General features: G+C 70.4%; 20 protein-coding genes and 3 pseudogenes. 13 read left to right on the top strand and 10 right to left on the bottom strand.

What is annotated here, in order from left to right; translation table 11 throughout:
* Nucleotides 1-340: 340 nt before the first annotated feature.
* The 4 genes from ACIA6C_RS14825 to ACIA6C_RS14810 form a co-directional block, all read right to left on the bottom strand.
* Nucleotides 341-703 (bottom strand): ATP-binding protein, encoded by a 363-nt coding sequence (locus ACIA6C_RS14825; protein ID WP_399275764.1) that lies wholly within the window; start codon nt 701-703, stop codon nt 341-343.
* Between the two features lie 122 nt (nt 704-825).
* Nucleotides 826-1,224: an STAS domain-containing protein gene (locus tag ACIA6C_RS14820; protein WP_399275762.1), complete on the bottom strand. Its 399-nt coding sequence runs from the start codon at nt 1,222-1,224 to the stop codon at nt 826-828.
* Nucleotides 1,221-2,090 (bottom strand): STAS domain-containing protein, encoded by an 870-nt coding sequence (locus ACIA6C_RS14815; RefSeq protein ID WP_399275760.1) that lies wholly within the window; start codon nt 2,088-2,090, stop codon nt 1,221-1,223. Before ACIA6C_RS14815 ends, ACIA6C_RS14820 begins: the two co-directional genes overlap by 4 nt.
* A 278-nt stretch (nt 2,091-2,368) precedes the next feature.
* Complete coding sequence (locus ACIA6C_RS14810) at nt 2,369-2,566, bottom strand: hypothetical protein (protein WP_399275758.1); 198 nt, start codon at nt 2,564-2,566, stop codon at nt 2,369-2,371.
* Between the two features lie 109 nt (nt 2,567-2,675).
* Here ACIA6C_RS14810 and ACIA6C_RS14805 point away from each other — a divergent pair, with 109 nt between their 5' ends.
* The 8 genes and pseudogenes from ACIA6C_RS14805 to ACIA6C_RS14770 all read left to right on the top strand — a co-directional run bounded on the left by ACIA6C_RS14805 (nt 2,676) and on the right by ACIA6C_RS14770 (nt 7,967).
* Nucleotides 2,676-3,275 carry a hypothetical protein gene (locus ACIA6C_RS14805; RefSeq protein WP_399275756.1) on the top strand — a complete coding sequence of 200 codons (600 nt, stop codon included), beginning with the start codon at nt 2,676-2,678 and terminating at the stop codon, nt 3,273-3,275.
* A gap of 212 nt (nt 3,276-3,487) precedes the next feature.
* Complete coding sequence (locus tag ACIA6C_RS14800; RefSeq protein WP_399275754.1) at nt 3,488-4,153, top strand: DedA family protein; 666 nt, start codon at nt 3,488-3,490, stop codon at nt 4,151-4,153.
* Nucleotides 4,150-4,755 (top strand): phosphatase PAP2 family protein, encoded by a 606-nt coding sequence (locus ACIA6C_RS14795; RefSeq protein WP_399275752.1) that lies wholly within the window; start codon nt 4,150-4,152, stop codon nt 4,753-4,755. The genes ACIA6C_RS14800 and ACIA6C_RS14795 overlap by 4 nt, the downstream gene beginning before the upstream one ends.
* Entirely contained in the window at nt 4,668-5,564 is an 897-nt protein-coding gene (locus ACIA6C_RS14790; RefSeq protein WP_399275750.1) for a phosphatase PAP2 family protein, read from the top strand. The genes ACIA6C_RS14795 and ACIA6C_RS14790 overlap by 88 nt, the downstream gene beginning before the upstream one ends.
* Nucleotides 5,482-6,096 carry a response regulator transcription factor gene (locus ACIA6C_RS14785; protein ID WP_399275748.1) on the top strand — a complete coding sequence of 205 codons (615 nt, stop codon included), beginning with the start codon at nt 5,482-5,484 and terminating at the stop codon, nt 6,094-6,096. The genes ACIA6C_RS14790 and ACIA6C_RS14785 overlap by 83 nt, the downstream gene beginning before the upstream one ends.
* Nucleotides 6,097-6,868: 772 nt before the next feature.
* Nucleotides 6,869-6,937, top strand: a pseudogene (locus tag ACIA6C_RS14780) (hypothetical protein); the annotation flags it as partial.
* Between the two features lie 7 nt (nt 6,938-6,944).
* Complete coding sequence (locus tag ACIA6C_RS14775) at nt 6,945-7,454, top strand: sensor histidine kinase (protein ID WP_399275746.1); 510 nt, start codon at nt 6,945-6,947, stop codon at nt 7,452-7,454.
* Nucleotides 7,455-7,598: 144 nt separating this feature from the next.
* A complete protein-coding gene (locus tag ACIA6C_RS14770; RefSeq protein WP_399275744.1) occupies nt 7,599-7,967 on the top strand; it encodes a BlaI/MecI/CopY family transcriptional regulator in 369 nt (122 codons plus the stop codon).
* A 1,054-nt stretch (nt 7,968-9,021) separates the two neighbouring features.
* Here the strand turns inward: ACIA6C_RS14770 and ACIA6C_RS14765 are convergent.
* The 4 genes and pseudogenes from ACIA6C_RS14765 to ACIA6C_RS14750 all read right to left on the bottom strand — a co-directional run bounded on the left by ACIA6C_RS14765 (nt 9,022) and on the right by ACIA6C_RS14750 (nt 11,586).
* On the bottom strand, nt 9,022-9,177 hold the full coding sequence (locus ACIA6C_RS14765; RefSeq protein ID WP_399276239.1) for an ATP-binding cassette domain-containing protein: 156 nt from the start codon (nt 9,175-9,177) through the stop codon (nt 9,022-9,024).
* Between the two features lie 394 nt (nt 9,178-9,571).
* A pseudogene (locus ACIA6C_RS14760) lies at nt 9,572-9,907 on the bottom strand (hypothetical protein); the annotation flags it as partial.
* A gap of 237 nt (nt 9,908-10,144) precedes the next feature.
* Nucleotides 10,145-10,945 (bottom strand): hypothetical protein, encoded by an 801-nt coding sequence (locus ACIA6C_RS14755; RefSeq protein WP_399275742.1) that lies wholly within the window; start codon nt 10,943-10,945, stop codon nt 10,145-10,147.
* Nucleotides 10,946-11,004: 59 nt separating this feature from the next.
* Nucleotides 11,005-11,586, bottom strand: coding sequence for a hypothetical protein (locus ACIA6C_RS14750; protein WP_399275740.1), 582 nt, complete (start codon nt 11,584-11,586; stop codon nt 11,005-11,007).
* A gap of 151 nt (nt 11,587-11,737) precedes the next feature.
* Here ACIA6C_RS14750 and ACIA6C_RS14745 point away from each other — a divergent pair, with 151 nt between their 5' ends.
* From ACIA6C_RS14745 to ACIA6C_RS14725, 5 genes and pseudogenes are all read left to right on the top strand, one after another.
* Complete coding sequence (locus ACIA6C_RS14745) at nt 11,738-12,415, top strand: response regulator transcription factor (protein ID WP_399275738.1); 678 nt, start codon at nt 11,738-11,740, stop codon at nt 12,413-12,415.
* A gap of 184 nt (nt 12,416-12,599) precedes the next feature.
* Nucleotides 12,600-13,883 carry a sensor histidine kinase gene (locus ACIA6C_RS14740; RefSeq protein WP_399275736.1) on the top strand — a complete coding sequence of 428 codons (1,284 nt, stop codon included), beginning with the start codon at nt 12,600-12,602 and terminating at the stop codon, nt 13,881-13,883.
* Nucleotides 13,884-14,157: 274 nt separating this feature from the next.
* Nucleotides 14,158-14,805, top strand: coding sequence for a hypothetical protein (locus tag ACIA6C_RS14735; protein ID WP_399275734.1), 648 nt, complete (start codon nt 14,158-14,160; stop codon nt 14,803-14,805).
* A 114-nt stretch (nt 14,806-14,919) separates the two neighbouring features.
* Entirely contained in the window at nt 14,920-15,552 is a 633-nt protein-coding gene (locus tag ACIA6C_RS14730) for an ABC transporter permease (RefSeq protein ID WP_399275732.1), read from the top strand.
* Between the two features lie 46 nt (nt 15,553-15,598).
* A pseudogene (locus ACIA6C_RS14725) lies at nt 15,599-16,409 on the top strand (IS5 family transposase); the annotation flags it as partial.
* A 328-nt stretch (nt 16,410-16,737) separates the two neighbouring features.
* Here the strand turns inward: ACIA6C_RS14725 and ACIA6C_RS14720 are convergent.
* Together ACIA6C_RS14720 and ACIA6C_RS14715 are read right to left on the bottom strand one after the other, a co-directional pair.
* Entirely contained in the window at nt 16,738-17,514 is a 777-nt protein-coding gene (locus tag ACIA6C_RS14720) for a MerR family transcriptional regulator (protein WP_399275730.1), read from the bottom strand.
* Nucleotides 17,514-18,608, bottom strand: coding sequence for a serine hydrolase domain-containing protein (locus ACIA6C_RS14715; protein WP_399275728.1), 1,095 nt, complete (start codon nt 18,606-18,608; stop codon nt 17,514-17,516). The genes ACIA6C_RS14720 and ACIA6C_RS14715 overlap by 1 nt, the downstream gene beginning before the upstream one ends.
* Nucleotides 18,609-18,646: the final 38 nt, after the last annotated feature.

Here is an 18,646-nt window from a genome sequence, read left to right as displayed (position 1 = left end):
GCCGGTCGGCGTCGAATTGACCTGCCGCCAGGTCGGTGACCGAGAGGAGCAGGCGGCCTGTGGCCTCGGGGGACAGCGAGTGCTCGCGCCAAGCGCTGTGCGCAGCAGGCTGGGTACGGGCGCTGCCCGGGCTGTGGGTGTCGGCTGGGTGGTGCCCCGGTAACAGGGCGGGCGAGAGGTCAGCAGGTGCGCCGGCCTCGAAGGGCACGACAGGTGGGGTGCCGCTAGTGGGGCGTACTTACCGGTGTCGGTTGATGCGGACCTCTGGCTTGACGGGCGTTGGGGCGCTGCGGCCGGCTGTCCGCGGGCGCCGCGTGCAGCGGGGGTGCGGCAGCGGTTCTCAAGGGCGGGTCCACCGGGTGATGGTGACCGTGGTTCCTTCACCGGGTGCGGTACGCAGTTCGAAGTCGTTCATCAGGCGGCGTGCGCCGCCCAGGCCGTGGCCAAGTCCGATGCCGGTGCTGAATCCGTCGGTGAGGGCGGCTTCGATGTCGGCGATGCCGGGCCCGTCGTCGCTTATCGTCAGGCGCAGTCCGGGGGTGCCGTCGTCGCGGTGTGGGAATTCGACGAGCACGGTTCCGTGGCCGCCGTGGATGTAGGCGTTGCGGGCGATTTCGCTGGCGGCGGTGATCACTCGGGTCTGGTCGACAATGCTGAAGCCGACTTCTACGGCTGCGGCGCGGACCGCGTGGCGGACCGTCATGAGGTCCTCCTCTGTCCGTAGCTCGATCGTTTCGGGCCGACGGGCCTGCCCCATCGGTTGCGGGGCCGGGAGGGAGCCTGCGGTGGGAGTAGGGATCGCGGAGTTGTCGGCGGCGGAGCGGGTCATGTGGTGTCCCCTTCCGGGGGGCGCTCTTCTTGGTGCCATCCGAGTGCGGCCATGGCGTGTTCGGTATTGAGGGCGGTTTCGACTCCGGTGAGTCCGAGACCCAGTTCCACCAGTGTGATGGCCACCGCGGGGCGCATTCCGGCTACGATCACCCGTGCTCCGAGGAGTCTGGCCATGGTGGTGAGCTCCATGAGGGTGCGTGCGACGAAGGAGTCGATGATCTCGAGCCGGGAGACGTCGATGAGGACACCTTGCGCCCGGTCGGCGGAGATGCGGGCGGTGAGTTCTTCGGCAAAGACCAGCGCCGCCTTGTCGTCGAGTTCGTTCAAAAGCCCGGTGACGAGGACCGTGCCCAGCCGCAGGATGGGGACACCGCCGCCCTGGTAGGTGTTCACCGGGCGGCCACGGCGTGCTGCTGCGGCCGGTTGGTGATCTTGATGGCGTCGGTGAGGGCGTCGGCAAGTGTGGCGCGGGTGAGAATGGCGCCCAGCTCGATCCCCAGCTGCGCGATGGTCTGTGCGATGGCCGGACGAATGCCGCTGATGACACAGTCTGCGCCCATCAGACGCACCGCGTTGACGGTCTGCATCACGTGCTGGGCGACCGCGGTGTCCACCGTGGGTACACCGGTGATGTCGATGATGGCGACGCGTGCCTCGTGTTCCTGGATGGCGGTGAGCAGGCTTTCCATCACCACCTGGGTGCGCGCTGTGTCCAGGGTGCCGATCAGCGGAACGGCGAGGATGTGCTGCCACAGCCGTACGACCGGCGTGGACACTTCAAGGAGTTGGCGGCTCTGTCGGCGGATGATCTCTTCGCGGCCTTCGACGTACGTGGCGAAGCACAACGCGCCTGCCGCGTCGAGCAGCTCGTCGATCAGCAGCGCGGCGTCAAGCAGCACGTCGGCGCCTTCGGTGCCCAGCTGCACGGCTTCCAGCAGTGCCTCCTTCAAGGACAGCACCGCCATCGAGGTGGCGGTCGGAGTCGAGCCGGCGCGGGCCCGGCGCAGTGAAAGGGCCGCCACGGCGCGCCGGAGATCGGCGTGCGACTCCACCACCTGCCGGACGGGAAAGGCCGTTTCCATGCCGGAGAGCAGGGCCGCAACCAGCGCGTCGGACTCTTCCCGCAGCTCGCGCTCGGCGAACTGTGCGGACGGCTCGGCCTGGGACTGCTGGAGTTCTACCCAACGGTCGGCTATCTGATCCGCCCGCGCCCGCAGTGTCTGGGTGACGCGCCGCCGTACGTCCGCGCTGCTGCTCACAAGAAGGGTCCTCCCATTCGGCGACGCCGGCGTCCGGCGAGCGACGCTCCACCCGGCCGGATAAGCCGCACACGCAAATATTGCCGTGCGGCAAATATACGCACGCCTGTCCGGCACAGGGAACCCGAGCGCTCTCCGACACATACTCTTCACGCAGTCCGCGCCCCCGGTCGCATACCGCCGCCTCGAAAGACCGATCAAACTGAGAATCCAGCGAGTCAATGCCCTCGGCCGGCAGGTCGAGCACCGCCTCGATCTCCGCGTCCTCCAACTCCAAGTCATCCCGGACAGCTGGGGTCCAGCGACCCCGTGAGCAGGGTGCCTTTCAGAGCCACCTCGCGGACACAGCCATAGGCCGTGCACTGGTCTGAGGTCATCACGCAGTACGTGTCGAGCCCGAGCGAGGTGTCCTGTGCGGACGGCTCACCGATAGCGCTCGTGAACAGCAGGAAGAAGCCCTCTTCCTCCTCCGTCACGCCAGCCTGCAGTTGGCGAGTGGGGGTGTCGGCGGGGCGTTGGTCGGGGACGCCCGGTCTTACGCCGCCCCGCAAGATCCAGAGGGCCTGCGCGCCCGCGGCCGCCGCCGTGGAAGCCGCACAGGCGCAGATGACCGCCCGGCGCGGCGAGGAGCTCGGGGCCGAGCTCCTCGGCCGCCTCGCCCGCTCGGTGGCTGCCCACAACGATGAGGCGGCCGAACTCGACGCCCGGATCGAAGCCCGCTTCCGCTGCCAGCTCACCCACCACGCCGGGACCCGGCACCGACTCCACAGCCTGCGCCGGCATCGGCTCCGCCGGCGGCCACAACGCCACCCCGACGGCCTCCTTCACGCGCGCCCGGTCCCCAGCCGGCGTCAGGCCGCCACACCGCGAAGCGGCCCGGTGGAGAGCACCGGCAATGCCTCATGCGGGGCGGTGCTGCGCCTCGAGATCAGCGCGCACTCGTTCTGGCGGCCCGGCGGGTACAGCGCGGTACGGCGGGTGGAGCTGCGGCGGGCCGCCGCGACCGCCTCGGGTGGGCAGCCGGAGCTCGTGGCGCACTGCCTCGACGGCGCCTTCACCGTCTCCGCCCCGGGAGCGTGGCCGTCATGGCGACACGATTGCCTCGGCTCCCCCGCTGGCCGGTTGGAGTCGAAGCATGTGAACGTCAACCGTGAGGCGGCATCGACCCATGCCCCTCAGAAGTAACCGCCAGCGCCCTGGTGGGTGGGGCGGGGGCCGGCCGACCCGTGCCGGCGGGCGAGTCCGCCTGCGAAGCCGTACCGATGCGCTGCCCGGACCGGGTCGTCTCAGCCCATTTGATCGTCTACAGTGCAGTAGACCGTCTACTTGACTGTAGTCGACGGGCGCTTGCGGGCTGTCCCCCGTTTCCGAACCAGTGAGAGAGGCCGCCCTGATCCATGGCCACGTCCGCTTCCGCCGCCCTCGCGGTGAATCTGCTCGATGCCCATTCACTCCTCGCCTCGTTCGGTGTGATCGGGATCGCGGTGGTGATGTTCGCAGAGACCGGCCTGCTGGTCGGCTTCTTCCTCCCCGGGGACTCGCTGTTGTTCACGGCGGGCCTGCTGTGCGCGGGAACGGCCGACAAGGGCACGCACCTGTCCCTCCCGGCCGTACTGGCCGCCGCCGTGATCGGCGCGCTGTCCGGCGCCCAGTGCGGGTACCTCCTCGGCCGCAGGGCCGGCCCCGCTCTCCTTGCCCGCAGCCGCTCCAAGAAGCTCCGTGAGGGCGCCGCGCGGGCCGAGGAACTTCTGGCGAAGTATGGGCACGCCAAGGCGATCGTGCTGGCCCGGTTCGTTCCTGTGGTGCGTACGGTCTTGAACCCCCTCGCCGGAGCTCTGAACATTCCGGGACGTGTGTTCACGTTCTGGCAGGTCGCGGGCGGTCTGCTGTGGACGGTGGGGCTGGTCCTGGCCGGCTACGGCCTCGGTTCGTCGATTCCCAGCGTCGACACGTACCTCCTGCCGATCGTGGCTCTGATCGTGGCGATCTCGCTGCTTCCCGTGGCGATCGAAATCATCCGCTCCCGACGGGGCGGCAAGCACCAGAACGGAACAGCGCAGTGACTTCCGGCTACAACGGCTCCGGCTTCGACGGCAACGCCTACATCGACGTCACCGACATCGCCCACCGGACCCCGGGCTGGCTCAACGACGCCATCGCCGCCTGGTCTCTCTACGGACTGTCCCTGTTCGCCGTGTTGATGGTCGCGGCGTGGTGGGGGGCCCGCCGTACCAGTTCCCCGTCGGCCGTCACTGCCCTGACGGTCCCGCTGATCACGCTCGCGGGGTTCGGTGTCGACCTGCTCCTCAAGCTCGTCGTCCGCGAGGACCGACCCTGCCAGAGCCTGCACGTGGCCGTGCTGGAAGCCTGCCCCGCCCCCGGGGACTGGTCCTTCCCCAGCAACCACGCCGCGATCGCCGCCGCAGCCGCGGTCGCACTCCTTTTCGTCTCCCGTCGCCTGGGCGCCGTCGCCGTGGTGGCGGCGGTGCTGATGGCCGCCTCGCGGGTATGGGTCGGGGTGCACTACCCCCACGACGTGATTGCGGGACTTGTAGTCGGCGCCCTGGTTGCCGCCGTATGCGGCCGGTTCGTACAGCGTCGGCAGAGCGCTCTGGCCGACCGGCTCGGCCAGAGCCGCCTGCGCCCGCTGCTGATCACCCCGTGAGTCGCCCCCGCCCCTGCGGGCCCGTCGGCCCGGCCGCCGGTCGCCGGGCCGGATGGGTGGCCGTATCGGCCCTTGTGCTCCTGGCCGCGCTCACGCTGTGGGTGATCCGGGCCTCCGGCCACCTCCTGCCGGCCGAGGCGAGCCTGCACTCCTGGTCCGTGGCGCATCGCCCGGCGCCGGCGGCGGCTGCGGCCCGCGCGCTCACCGACACGGGAACCGGAGTCATCCCTTACGCCATGTTGCTCCTGGCCGGCATGTACGCGGGGCGGGCAGGCCGGCAGCGGTGCACCATCGCGCTTGCACTGATGGCGTGCCTCGGCGCGGGGCAGGCTCTTCGGTACGTAGCCATGTCGCTGGTCGCACGTCCACGTCCGCCGGTCGGAGAGTGGGCCGCTCACGCCTCGGGCTGGTCCTTCCCCTCGGGCCACACCACCACTGCCGCGATGACCGCAGCTCTCACCATCGCCGCGCTGTGCCTCGGCCACCGGGGAACTTCGCGCCTCGCCGTCACCCTGATCGGGCTGTGGGGGCTCTCAGTGGGGCTGACGCGCGTGTACCTCGGCGTCCACTGGTTCACGGACGTGCTGGCGGGCTGGCTCTTTGCCATCGGGTGGGTGTGCCTCGTCGTCTGGGCGTACCTGCGTTGCCTTGCGGCCCGGGTCCGGAAGGAGCAGTGGGGTGGACAGTCGCATTCTCGTGGTCGAGGACGACCTTCCGTTGCGGAGCGTGATCCTGCGAGGGTTGCGGGAAGAAGGCTTCGACCCGGTGCCCGCACCGGATGGGGCCGCCGCGATACGGCTGGCCCGTGACCGCTTCGACGCGGTCGTGCTGGACGTCGGACTGCCCGACGCCGACGGCAGGGACGTCTGCCAGGCTCTGCGGGCATCGGGCTTCACCGCACCGGTGATCTTCCTGACCGCGCACCACCACCTCACCGACCGCCTCTCCGGCTTCTCCGCCGGCGGGGACGACCACCTCGCCAAGCCCTTTCACTCGGTCGAACTCGCTGCCAGGCTCCGAGCTGCCTTGAAGAGGGCCGGCCCGCCACCGGCGGCGACAGTGGGCGACGTCATCCTGGACCCGGCGCGGTTCACCTGCACCGCGGCCGACAGCCCTGTCGACCTGACTCCGACCGAGTTCAGGCTGCTGGCCGCACTCCTCGCCGCAGGCGGCGCCCTCGTCTCGCGCCGCGAACTCCTGCGGGCAGGCTGGCCCGAGGGAGCGCAGGTCAGCGACAACACACCCGACCAGTATCTGAGTCGACTGCGCCGCAAGCTCCGCACTGCAGGCAGCGAGCGAACGGTGGCCACCAGCCGAGGGATCGGACACCGCTTCGCATGACGGCGCGCACCCTCGCCGGGCGCCGACCGCTGACGCTGCGCGGTCGGCTCTCGCTCATCGCCGTTGCCATAGCAGCCCTGCTGATGGCCGTTCTCATCGTCGCCTTCAACGGCATCGTCCGGCACCAGCCGGACCAGCGGGCGGACGACCACCTGCGCACCCGGGAGGCCGCGGTGGCCTCAACCGTGGACACCACCGCCCGAAGGGCACGCGTCGTGGAAGTCCCCCAACGACGACGCGCTGGACTCCGACGTGTGGATCTACGCAGGCACGGAGCGACTGGAGGCTCCCCCAGCCGCGGCCGAGGACGGACCCCTGACTCAGGTCGCCGACGCCCTTGCCGCCGACCGACGACCGCGCTGCGTCACTGCCGCCGGCCACGTCCCCATCCGGCTGTGCGCACTGCCCGTCACGGGAAACGCCCCCGCGACCGTGGTCGCCGCCGTCAGTCTCGTCCCGTACCGGACGTCGGCGGACACCGTCCTGCACGCCACCGTGGCCCTGGGCGCCGCCATGCTCGTCCTGACGTACGCCCTGACCCGTCTCGCGGTACGCCGTGCTCTGCGCCCGGTACAGGCCATGACCGAACAGGCCGCCGCATGGAGCACGCAGCAACCGACGACCGGTTCGGCACTACCGATCGCCCTGCCGAACTCGCCGCGCTCGCCACGTCTTTGGCGCACTCCTCGACAAGATCCGGGCCGGCCTGCGCCACGAGCAGCAGCTGACTCGGGAGCTGTCCCACGAACTACGCAACCCACTCGCCCGCATCGTGGCCGAACTCGACTGGTGGGGAACCCGCCCTCGTACCTCGGAAGAGACCCGGAACGCACTCACCGTGATCGAGGATGCGGCTTCGTCCATGCGAACGATTTGCGACACCCTCTTGGACGAAGCCCAGGGCGCAGGCGCAACCCACAGGGGACCGGCCGACGTTCACGCCGCCCTGGTCCGATTGGCCGGTCGGACTGCTCCGCCAACCGACGGTCGCTCTCTGGGTCGCGCCACCGGCCGGGCGCCTTATGGCCGCAGCCCCGGCGGCAATCGTGGAAAGAGCGGTCAGCCCTCTGGTAGACAACGCCCTGCGCTACGCGCATTCCCGTGTAACTGTCATCACCCGCTCAGACGAGGCAGGCACCCGTATCGAGGTGACAGACGACGGGCCGGGTGTCCCCGCCTCGTTCGCTCCCGAGCTCTTCCACCCTGGGCGGAGGGCCGAAGCCGACGACGGGCACTCAGGAGCGGGCCTGGGATTGCCGCTCGCACGGCGCCTGGCCCGCTCCGCTGACGGCGATGTCCACCACGACGCGTCGCATCGCGACGGCACCCGCCTCGTGGTCACCCTGCCCGCAGCCTGATGAACCTGTTCGGTCTGTGACGCCACCCGGGAAACACACAGGACTGACCCTTCCTTCGGCCTCCAGCCGGAGGGCCACTACTGTGTCTACAACACAGTAGTCACCCTGCCTCCATGCAGGGACCGCACCGGTCTAGGGGGACCCATGTCCGACGAAGGCGAGCGCCGGCCCGCTGGGGAACTCGAGTCCAGCGTGCTCGCCGCACTGTGGGCGTCCGGGACGGCGCAGTCGGCCGCGCAGGTCAGAGCAGCCCTACCCCAGGACCTGGCACGTACCACGGTGGCGACGCTCCTGGGGCGGCTCTGCGACAAGGGATTGGTCGGTCGTCGACCTGGCGGTCGCGGCTTCGTCTATTTCGCTGTCCAGGACGCACACGGCCTCGCTGCTCGTCGTATGCACCGTGAACTCGACGGCGGCAGCGACCGGAGCATGGTGCTGGCACGATTCGTCGAGGGCCTCGATCCACACGATGAGGCCGAACTGCGTCGCCTTCTGCAAGAAGACCGACCGTGATCATGCTGCCGGTGGTCCCCCTGCTGCTGGCCTGACTACTGCCGACCCTCGCACGGCGTACGGCCGAGAGGGTGCGGCCGGACATCGCTCTTTAAACGATCGCGACCGGCACGGCCGCATTGGCGCTCGTCGGTCGTCGCGTGCCTGGGCACCCTGCTGCTCCCGCTCGCCCTCCGTCTGCCGGCATTCGCCGACTTCGGTCATCTGCTCCAGCCCGTCCGGGCGGTCCCGGCAGCACTCGTGTTCTGCCTCTCGATGCCGGCGGGCGGCGCGCTCGGCATGAGCGCGACCGCCGGGAGCCGCGGTGCCAGGGCAGAGTTGAGGCGGCAACGCGCAGCCCAGGAGCTCGTCGCGGGGATGCCGGAAGCCGTAGGTCTGTGCGTACTCGACGAAGAGCGGCCGGACGCCTTCGCGCTGCCCGGCTATGCGCATCTCCCTCGCGTCCGAGCGTGCAGCGGACGAAGCTGCCGGGCGTGCATGCGGAGACCCGCGGCCGGCTGCCCGGGCCATCGGGCGGCCGGCCTTTGCCTCGGCGTCCCTCCGCAGCAGCCTGCAGGTGCCCGCGGCTGCGGCCCGGGGCACCAACGCCCGAGGCAGGCGGCCGTCTCGGCGCCGACGAGCAGTCAGCCTGCACCTCGGTAGAGGCGCGAAGGAGGGCCCTACCGGCGCGACGGGGGAAGGTGTACGAGCCGAAGGAGTCCCGGTCCGCACCGAACCACATTCCTCCGAGGGCGCCGGGGCCATCCAAGAGCCCCGAGACCGCAGAGCAGGCGCTGCAGTCATCATTCGGGGGCCGCCGAGTGAGCGCGACCTCACGCTCGCGCGGATGGGGGACGTGCCACAAGCCCCCGTGCCTCGGCCCGCAGGGCCCCAGCCCTGTGGGCCGTCATGGTGCGATCCCTGCGGACCGCGAGGAGCAACCGCAACACCAAGTACGACGCCAACAACCTCACTTCGCCTGCGGCGCCTACAACAAGCCCGCCACCGAGTCAGCCCCTTCTCACCTCACCTGGCACGAGGGTGGGTCCCTGAGGCACGACTCCGACCTGCCCGCTTACTGGTACTCGGGGAAGCCCTGGCCGCCTGCCTCTCCGGCCGTGGGTTGAACGAGGTCTGCCATGGGGTGCAGCCGGGTGGCCTTTCCGGAGCCGGAAGGGCCCGTGATGGCTATCCGGTCGCCGCCGCGGACCTCGCACGTGGCGCTGTTCACGGCGGCCACGGCGGTCGACCCAGTAGACGGCCCCAGGGTCGAAGTCTCCTCCGACGCCAGGCAGCGGCTGGTCAGAGTCCGGCCCGTCCACGGTGAGATGACGGTAAGCGCCCAGTTCACGCGCGCGGCAAGCCATGGGAACCCGTCCTTGTGCGCGACGGTGGTTCCTGCAGGCACTGCTCACGCCCCCTGCCCCGGCGCATGAGATACGCCAGGGCGTCCGCCGTCCGTCAGCTTGTTCCGCCGAGGGAAGTGAGGAGCGTGTTGAGTGCGCCGACCTCGGTGGCCTGACAGCCAGATCGACAAGGTTCTGAAGGCCGTGCGCGCCCCGCACCCCGAAGAGCTCGCGGGGCCGGGTGGTGATGCTGTGGACCGACAAGGTTCCCTCTCTCACGTACCAGATGCCGAAGACCAAAGCGAGCACGCCGGCGAACACGCTGCTGCTCAGGGCGAGGGGAACGCCCTGGCTGTCGGTGAGGATGTCGGTGTAAAGAGTTCCCGTCACACTGACCACCACGACGGTGAGCCAGTACACGAGCGGGATGTAGCGCCCGGCGCTGAGCTGCCAGGCCAGGACGGCGGCCAAGGCACCGGTGAAGATCAGTGCGGTGTTGGGCAGGCCCACACCGAGGTTCATGTTGATCCAGTCGGCGAAGCTTTCGCCGACCGTGGTGCACAGGATCTTGATGATCCAGAACCAGATCGTGACCTCGGGCACCTTGTTCAGCATCTGCCCGGCAGGTGCCCGAACGCTCTCGCCGATGCGCAGCTGGTCTCCTGCGCGGGTGCCTGCCTGTGGAGCTGTGGGAGTCTCAGACGTCTCGTAGGTCATGCGTCCCGACCTTGTCATCGGAAACTTGAACGCATCCTGACCATCTCATCGGCCACGACGACAGCGACAGCGATGCCCCCTCTCGCCGTACTCGGTTGGTACACGCAGTCGAGTACGGCGAGAGGGGACCGGGTGTCAGGACGCAGACGGTGCCGCGCGTCGGTCGGCGGCGCTCAGCCACAGGACCACGGCGACGATGATCACGGCGAGGACCAGGCTGACCGGCCCGGTGCCCAGCCCGAGGCCGCCGCGCTCGGCGCCGACGCCGGCCCAGTCCGCGAAGGAAGCGCCGAGTGGCCGTGTGAGCACGTACGCCCACCAGAAGCCGAGCACGGGCGGGAGGGCGAACAGCCGGTGAGCGAGTGCCGGCAGGGCGATCAGAGCGGCGAACAGCAGTCCCGACGGCAGGTATCCCCAGCCGAGGGTCGCCGCGGTCAGGTCGCCGACGGCCGTGCCGAGGGCAAACGTGGCCATGACCACGGTCCAGTAGAAGACCTCGCGGCGTCCGCCGGCCACCGTCTCCACCGCGAGGGTGCCCTCGGTCCGCTGCCAGAGCATGAAGACCAAGGCCAGGGCCAGGGCGAACGCCGAGGCGGACACCGTGTAGGGCACGCCGAGGGCGACGTGCGCGACGTCGGCGGCCATGGTCCCGAAGACGCTGACCATGACCACGGCCGACCAGTACACGGCCGGGACGTGGCGGCGCGTGCGGGCCTGCGCGCCCAGGGCGGCGGCCAGCAGGAGACCGGACGCAGCGACCGCGGGGACGGGCCCGAGGGCTCGTGCGAGGTAGTCGGAGGTGGTCTCGCCCATGCCGGTGGTCAGGATCTTGACGATCCAGAACACCGCGGTCACCTCGGGGACCTTGCTCACCGCGGAGCGAACGGCCTGGGCCCGGGCGCGGCGGTGCGCCCGCGGGGTTGTCGTGGCGCCCAAGACGGCGGCACTCCTTTCTCTGCGGCGCGGCCGGAGCGACGCCGCTCGGTCGGTCCGGTTCAGCCGCCCAGGACGGTGTTGCCGGTGAGCGTGCCGTTGGTGCCGTCGACGCTCACCGCGTGCCGCACTCCGTCGGGGCCGACGACGACGATCCGCCAGGCGCGGCCGCCGCCCTGCTCGGTGACCGGTGCCAGTGACTCGACCTTGCCGTCGCTGACCGCCGTGGCCGCCTTGCTGACGGCGTCCGCTGCGGAAAGCGAAGGCAGGGGAGCCGGGGCACCGCCGGTCGAGGAGGCGCGGAAGTCTCCGGCATGCGGGCCGTGCTCACCGTCCCGGTGCCGGCCGCCGTGCCCGTCGCGGCCCTCAGAATGCTCGCGCGAATCGTCGCCGCGCTCGTGGTCTCCGGCAGCCGCCGCCTTGTGGTCGCCGCGTCCTTCTTCCTCGTGGTGGTGGATGGCCGCCGCCGCCGCACCGCCGCCGATCACCACCACGGCAGCCGCACCGGCTGCGGCCCATCGCACTCTGCGGCCACGCGGCCGACGGCCGCGGACCAGCTTCTCGCCCGTCGCGCCGGAGCCGCCCTCACCCCTCTGCTCCTGCGACTCGTCGGCGCCGACGGACTCACCCACTGATTCACTCACTGTGACCACCCCTACCTGTTGGCAAGGTCCGGGGCACTGCGCCCGGACATCCGGGCACAGCATCGTTCGAGCATGCTGAAGGGATGCTGAAGACCTGAAGGTGCCTTCAGCATGGCGGCTCCGGCGCCGGGCGGCATGCCACTCTTGGGGCATGCGTGTACTGGTGGTGGAGGACGAGCGCCGGCTGGCCCTGGCGCTTCAGCATGGGCTGACCGCCGAGGGATTCAGCGTGGACCTCGCTCACGACGGTCCGTCCGGATTCGCGAAGGCCACGGAACGCACCTACGACGTGGTGGTGCTCGACATCATGTTGCCCGGCCTGAACGGCTACCGTGTGTGCTCGCGTCTACGGGCCTGCGGCAGCAATGTCGGCATTCTCATGCTCACTGCCAAGGACGGCGAGTGGGACGAGGCTGAGGCACTGGACACCGGCGCCGACGACTACCTCGCCAAGCCGTTCTCCTTCGTGGTGCTCGTCGCCCGCCTGCGGGCGCTGGCCCGCAGGATCGGCAGCCGGGCCCCGCAGCGCACCGTCGTGGGCGACCTGGTCATCGACTCCGCCGCCCGTACATGCAGCCGCGGTGGCCTGCCCATCCCTCTCACCCCGCGCGAGTTCGCCGTTCTGGACCACCTCGCGCGGCGGGCCGGTGAGGCGGTCTCCAAGCGCGAAATCCTGGACGAGGTCTGGGACAGCAACACGGACAGCGACCCCAACACCGTGGAAGTCCACGTGAGCGCCCTGCGACGCAAGATCGACGCCCCGTTCGGTCGGGCCGCGGTGCAGACCGTCCGAGGCGCCGGATACCGGCTGGCGGCTGACGGTGGCTGAGCCGCAAACCATCGCACCCGAACCGGGGCAGCCGGCAATCCTCCGCGCTGCACGCCGCCGGGCCGGTACGCTTCTGCACCTCCTGGCCGATCGGCGTAGGGCGGCTGCACTGATCCAGCGGCTGGCTCCGCGCTCGGTCCGTACCCGGACCACCCTCGCCGCATGTGTCAGCGTCGCCGTCGTCATGCTCGTCGCCTCGGCCGTCGTCCAGATGCTGCTGCGCGTCAACCTGGAACGCACCGTCGAAACCGGCGCGCGCGAGGAGACCCAGGCCGTCTCACGCCTCGCCGCCACCGGTCACCTCACCCCTCAGCTGCCGCTCGGCCCCGGAACGGACTTCGTCCAGGTCGTCGACGCCCACGGAAAGGTGGTCGCACAGAGCCAGAACCTCACCGGCCGGCCCGCCCTCGCCCCCACCGGCTCCCACGAGGGCCACCGGACGTACAACCTCGATGCCCTGGGCGAGAGGCACGACCAGCGCGTCAGCAGCGTCACCACCGCCACCCCCACCGGGCCGATGACCGTCCACGTCGGTGCCTCGCTCCGTACCGCCGACACGGCCGAGGACATCACCACCGCGGCCCTCGCAGCCCTGAGCTCCCTGCTCGTCCTCACCGTCGGCGCCCTGACCTGGCGTACGACCGGCCGGGCGCTGCGGCCTGTCGAGGCCATCCGCGCCGAGGTCGACTCGATCAGCGATCGCGGCCTGGACCGCCGGGTCCCCGCGCCGCGCAGTGACGACGAGATCGCCCGCCTCGCCGAGACCATGAACGCCATGCTGGAACGACTGGAGGCCGCAGGCATCCGGCAGCGCCGGTTCATCGCCGATGCCTCGCACGAACTGCGCAGCCCTCTCGCGGTACTCCGGACTCAGCTCGAAGTCGCGCACACCCACCCCGACCCGAAGGTGCGTGACACCTTGGTGGAAGGCGCCCTCCAGGACACCGAACGCCTCCAGGCGCTCTCCGCAGACCTGCTCCTGCTCGCCCGCCTCGACGCCGGCGGGCAGAGCCGGCCCGGCGAACCCGTGGACCTCACCGAACTCGTGCGCGCCACGGTGGCAGCACGTTCAACGGACCCTCATGAGGTCGCCCTCCACACATCGGGCAACATCATCATTTCCGGCAATGCACTGTGGCTCGGCCGCCTCCTGACCAATCTACTGGACAACGCCCAGCGGCACGCCCGCCACTGCGTCGCCGTACGGCTTGCGGCAGACCCGGTGACCGGCGACGCCGTCCTGGACGTCGCGAACGACGGCCTCCCGATCGCCGCCGACGACCGGGAGAAGATCTTCGAGCGGTTCACCCGCCTCGACGACGCGAGAAGCCGCGACGACGGCGGCACCGGCCTCGGTCTGTCCATCGCCCTGGACATCGCGGCTCTGCACGGCGGCACGATCACCGTCCACGACACTTCGGACGGCGTCACCTTCCGTACCCGCCTGGTCACCCGCCCCCGGGGGTAGACCCGCAACGGGCGGTCAGCTGGTGACCGCCTCCACGGCTGGCGCCGGTGATTCAAGACTCGCCGTAAGGGCGAAGGAGGAGCGCGCCGCCTCAACCTGAACACGTCCTGAGCGCGTCGCTCCGGCAGCTGACGCCGTCCCGTCCCGAGGTGGGGCCGGACCTACCCGCGCCGCCGTGGAGAAGGTTCCCCCGTCCCGGCACTCCCCTTCCCGGGTCTTCGTATGCATGCGGAAACGGCTCGGCTGGGCGTCGTGCGCCGCGTACGCTGCGGCCGTGGCCGTGCCCGCCCCCGGCTTGTGGATGCGCCACGAGCACGACCTGGACCTGGGCGCAGCGGTTCACTTGGAGGTCGGCGGCACCCAAGTCCTGCTCTTCGCAGTGCTGTTCGCGGCCGGGCTGCGAACCAGCCCGCAGGCGATCGCGGGGGCGCTGCGCAGGCCGGGCGTCATCGCGGCCGGACTGACCCTCCATCTGGCCGCGCCCCTGCTGATCATCCCGCTGATCTCGTTGGCCCTGCGCTGTTCGGCCGACTCCGACGGCGGCAGCGCAATGGTCACCGCGATGATGCTGACGCTCGCCATGCCGGTGGCGGCCGGTGCAACGGTATGGACGGCTGAGGGCCGTGGAGACGAACCGGCCATACTCGGTCTGGTCCTGGCCTCCGCCCTGGTCAGTCCCTTCACCGTGCTGCTCACGATCAGTGCCCTGGCGCCGCTGCTCACGGCCGCCTACTCGGATGCGGTGACCGCTGCCGTGGCACACACGAGTACCGGTTTCGCGCTCACCGGCATCGTGATCCCGTGCGCTCTCGGCATGGGCGTCCGACGCCTCCTGGCCGCGCGCGCCGAGCCCGCCGTCCTGGGGACGGCAGCGGTCCACCGCGGACACCCTCGGTGCCGGACTGGTCGTCACCACCCATGATCCTCGCGTCGCCCGGCGCCTGAGCCGGCAGTGGTCCATGCGCGACGGCCGCCTCCGGCCCGCTCCCGACGCCTACTCACCCTCCGCACCATCGACTTCGCGGGGAGACGGGCCGTGATCGGCAGCTGGGTCCGGGGCCTCTTGCTCCACCGGACAGGCCGCCTCGCCGCCACCGCTACGGGCATTGCCCTCGCGGTCGCACTCGTCGCCGCTCTGGGTTCTTTCCTGACCGCCTCGAAGTCCACGATGACGGAACGCGCCGTGCGCTCGGTGGCCGTCGACTGGCAAGCCGAGATCCAGCCCGGCGCCGACACGCGCGCCGTCGTCGCGGCGATCCGCTCCGACCCGGGGGTCCGTACCAGTGAAACGGTGGGCATGGTCCGCAGCACCGGGCTGCAGACCACCACCGCGGGCAGCACCCAAAACACCGGGCCGGGTGTGGTCCTCGGACTTCCCGACGGCCACCTCCGTGCCTTCTCCGGTACGGTGCGCGTGCTCGCCGGCACCGGCCGCGGCGTGCTCCTCGCCCAGCAGACCGCAGCAAACCTTCACGCGGCACCCGGCGACACCGTCATCGTCCATATGCCGGGCATCGCACCGGTGGCTGTGCCCGTGGCGGGGGTCGTGGACCTGCCACAGGCCGACTCCCTGTTCCAAAAGGTCGGCGCCCCGCCCCAGTCCCAGCCCTCCGCTCCGCTCCGCCCGACAACGTCGTCATCGTCCCGCAAGGCCTTTTCGCGCGGCTGACCGCGCCGATAGCCGCCACGGACCCGGCCGCTGTCACCACGCAGATCCACATCACCCGCGACGCACCTCTGCCGGCGGACCCGGCAGCCGCCACCGCCGCACTCTGGAGGCGATCGCGTGGAAGTACCGCACGTGCTTGCCCTGGCGGGACCTGCCCCACGAGTTCGACTCGTTCAAGACCGCCCACAAACGGCTGCTGCGCTGGGCAGTTGACGGCACCTGGGCCAGGGTCTTCGCAGCTGTTCTCGCCGCAGCGGACTCGGGCGACGACATCGGCTGGACCGTCTCGGTGGACTCCACCGTCTGCCGGGCCCACCAGCACGCCGCCGGTGCCCGCAAAGGGTGACACTGGCCGAGGAGAGCCGGCCGACCACGCGCTCGGGCGCTCGCGGGGCGGCCTGAGCACGAAGGTCCACCTGGCCTGCGACAGCAACGCCCGTCCGCTCGCGGTCGTCCTCACCGCCGGACAAGCGGGCGACGCGCCCGCGTTCACCACCGTCATGGCAGCGATCCGCGTCCCACGCACTGGTCCGGGGCGACCGCGAACCCGCCCGGACGTGGTGCTCGCGAACCGCGCCTACTCCTCCCGCGCGATCCGCGCCCACCTGCACAACCGTCACATCCGGGCCGTCATCCCACAGCCTGCCGACCAGGTCCGCCACCGCCAACGACGTGGTCCTCACGGCGGCAGGCCACCTGCCTTCGACCCCGAGTCCTACAAGGAACGCAACACCGTCGAGCGGTGCATCAACCGCTTCAAGCAGTGGTGCGGCCTGGCCATGCGAACCGACAAGCTCGCCATCGCCTACCAAGCCGCACTCCACCTCGCCGCGATCCTCATCTGGACCCGCAGATAGCCAAAGAGACAGCCCCTAGGGGCAGGCCCGCGCGCGACGCGGCGCCCGCCGCTCGCATCACCGAGCGGGGAAAGCAGCTTTTGCCGCGGAGCCCGGCTCCCGTCGCCCCGGCCACCAGCCCCTCACCGGGCGAGGCCGCCCTTCGCGAGGAGGACCGGCGCGGCCTGACCGCGCTGTTCTGGTCCCACGTCACCCCTACGGCACCATCCACCTGGACCTGAACAAGCGCCTCGGCCTGGGGCCGGCCACCGCTGTGCCTCACCCCCGCACCCCGGCCGACACCGCCGGCCGATCACGTACGGAGACACGATGACGGACTTCCAGGGCTTCATCGGTGGGGGACGGGCACGCCTGCGGAGCGGAGTCTGGCCTCGGTGAGCGCGGTCACCCGGGCTGAGATCGGCGCTTGGTCCTCGCGGTGATTGTTGATCAGCTTGTACTGGGCCGAAGCCTTGGCCCACGCCTGCAGGCTGGCGTGATCCCCCAACAGCCCGGGGTTGGCGAGGTAGCGGTCGGCCATGGCGGTCGCGAGTTCTTCGATCCTCGGGTCGTCCGGTTCCCAGGTCTCCGCCTCCCGGCCGCGCTTGATCAGGTCGACGTACTCGGGGTCGTCGAGCCCGTGTTCAAGCTGGGTCAGGAAGCCGTCGAAGCCCTCCGGCACCAGCGCCCGGGCCAGCACCAGGGCCTCGCGCTGCGCGGCCACGTAGTCGGGGCTGAAGCCGAGGCCGGGCATGCGATCCAGAATCGCGCAGGCGCGGTCGGGCAGCAGGGCCCGGTCGCCGTCGGCGAGCCGGTGCAGGATGTCGCGGCGGGCGGCCAGCTCATCGATGCGTTCAGTGAGCTGCCGCTCGACGTCGGTGAGCGCGGCGCCGAACTGCTCGGCGCCGGCGCCGAGCATGGCCCCGATCTCGGCCAGCGGCACGCCCGCGGCAGCCAGCGTCCGTACCTGTACCAGCTGCAGCAGCTCGCCGGATCCGTACCGCCGATAGCCGGAGCTGTCACGTTCCGGCTCCGCGACCAGGCCGATCTTGTGGTAGTGCCGCACCGTCTTCACCGTGACGCCGACGAACGCCGCCGCCTGCCCGATCGTGACCCCGTTCCTCATCAGCCCAGCTTGCCGCAGAACACCGCGTCGACGAAACGCTGCTGGGCGGTCTGGAATGCCGGTGCTATCGACAGGTCGGCGTCATCCACCCAAGTCAGCCCGGCGGTCAGGGTCTTGCTGCCGTCCGGCGTGCTGTACATCAGCGCCGCCGAACCCATGGTGGCGCCGTTGTGGTGGAAGACGGTGCCGCCCTCCGTTTCCTGCGCGAACACTCCCAGGCCGTAGCCGACCGTCGCCTCAGGCGTGCGCATCTCGGCCAGCATCTCGGCCGACAGGAGCTTGCCGCCCATCAGCGCGGAGAAGTACGTGTGCAGATCCTTGGTGGTCGAGATCATGTCGCCGCCGGCTCCGACCCAGGACGGGTTCTGACGGGTGACATCGACCGTCCGCTCCTGCCCGGCCTCCTCGTAGCGGTAGTAGCCGTGGTTGTGCGGCTCGGGGATCTCCGGCGAGGCGCCCGGCGCCACGGTGCCGGTCATCCATAGCGGCTCCAGGATCAGCCGCTGCAACTCCTCGGCGAACGGACGGCCGGTAACCTTCTCGACCACCAGCCGGGCCAGCACGTAGTTGGTGTTGGCGTAGCTCCAGCCCGTACCCGGCGCGAACCGCGTCGGCTTGGACAACGACAGCTGTACCAGCTCTTCGGGCCGGTAGGTCTTGAACTGGTTGTCCACCCACTCCTTGCCCTGCCAGGGGACCCCCAGCACGATCGTCCCGTCCTCGTAGAGCTCGCCGGTGTGGTTGAAGATCCCGCTGGTGTGCTGCAGCAGCATCCGCACGGTGATCCGCCGGTCGAGACCGAACTCAGGCAGGTAGTCATCGACGGGGGAATCCAGGCCGATCCTGCCTTCGGCCACCAGCAAGAGCACGGAGGTGGCGACGAAGTTCTTGGTGCTGCTGCCGATGCGGAAGTGCCCGTTCGTCAGCGGCTTGGCACTCTGGCCCAACGCGCGCACACCGGCGCAGCCAACCCACTCCCCCTGCTCGTCGTTCACCCGGAGCTGGATCCCTACGAAACCGGACTCGGCCAACTCCTCGATCGCCTTCTGTAGCTCCGGACGATCCTGCCCCTGGCCGGAAAGGTGGGTGGACATACTGCTCCTTCACATCGGTTGTGCCCGGGTCGGCGTCG

This window comes from Streptomyces sp. NPDC051578 (assembly GCF_044454045.1).
GTDB lineage: Bacteria > Actinomycetota > Actinomycetes > Streptomycetales > Streptomycetaceae > Streptomyces.
Note: the sequence above shows the minus strand (reverse complement) of the source record. Positions and strands in the feature narration are given on the sequence as shown.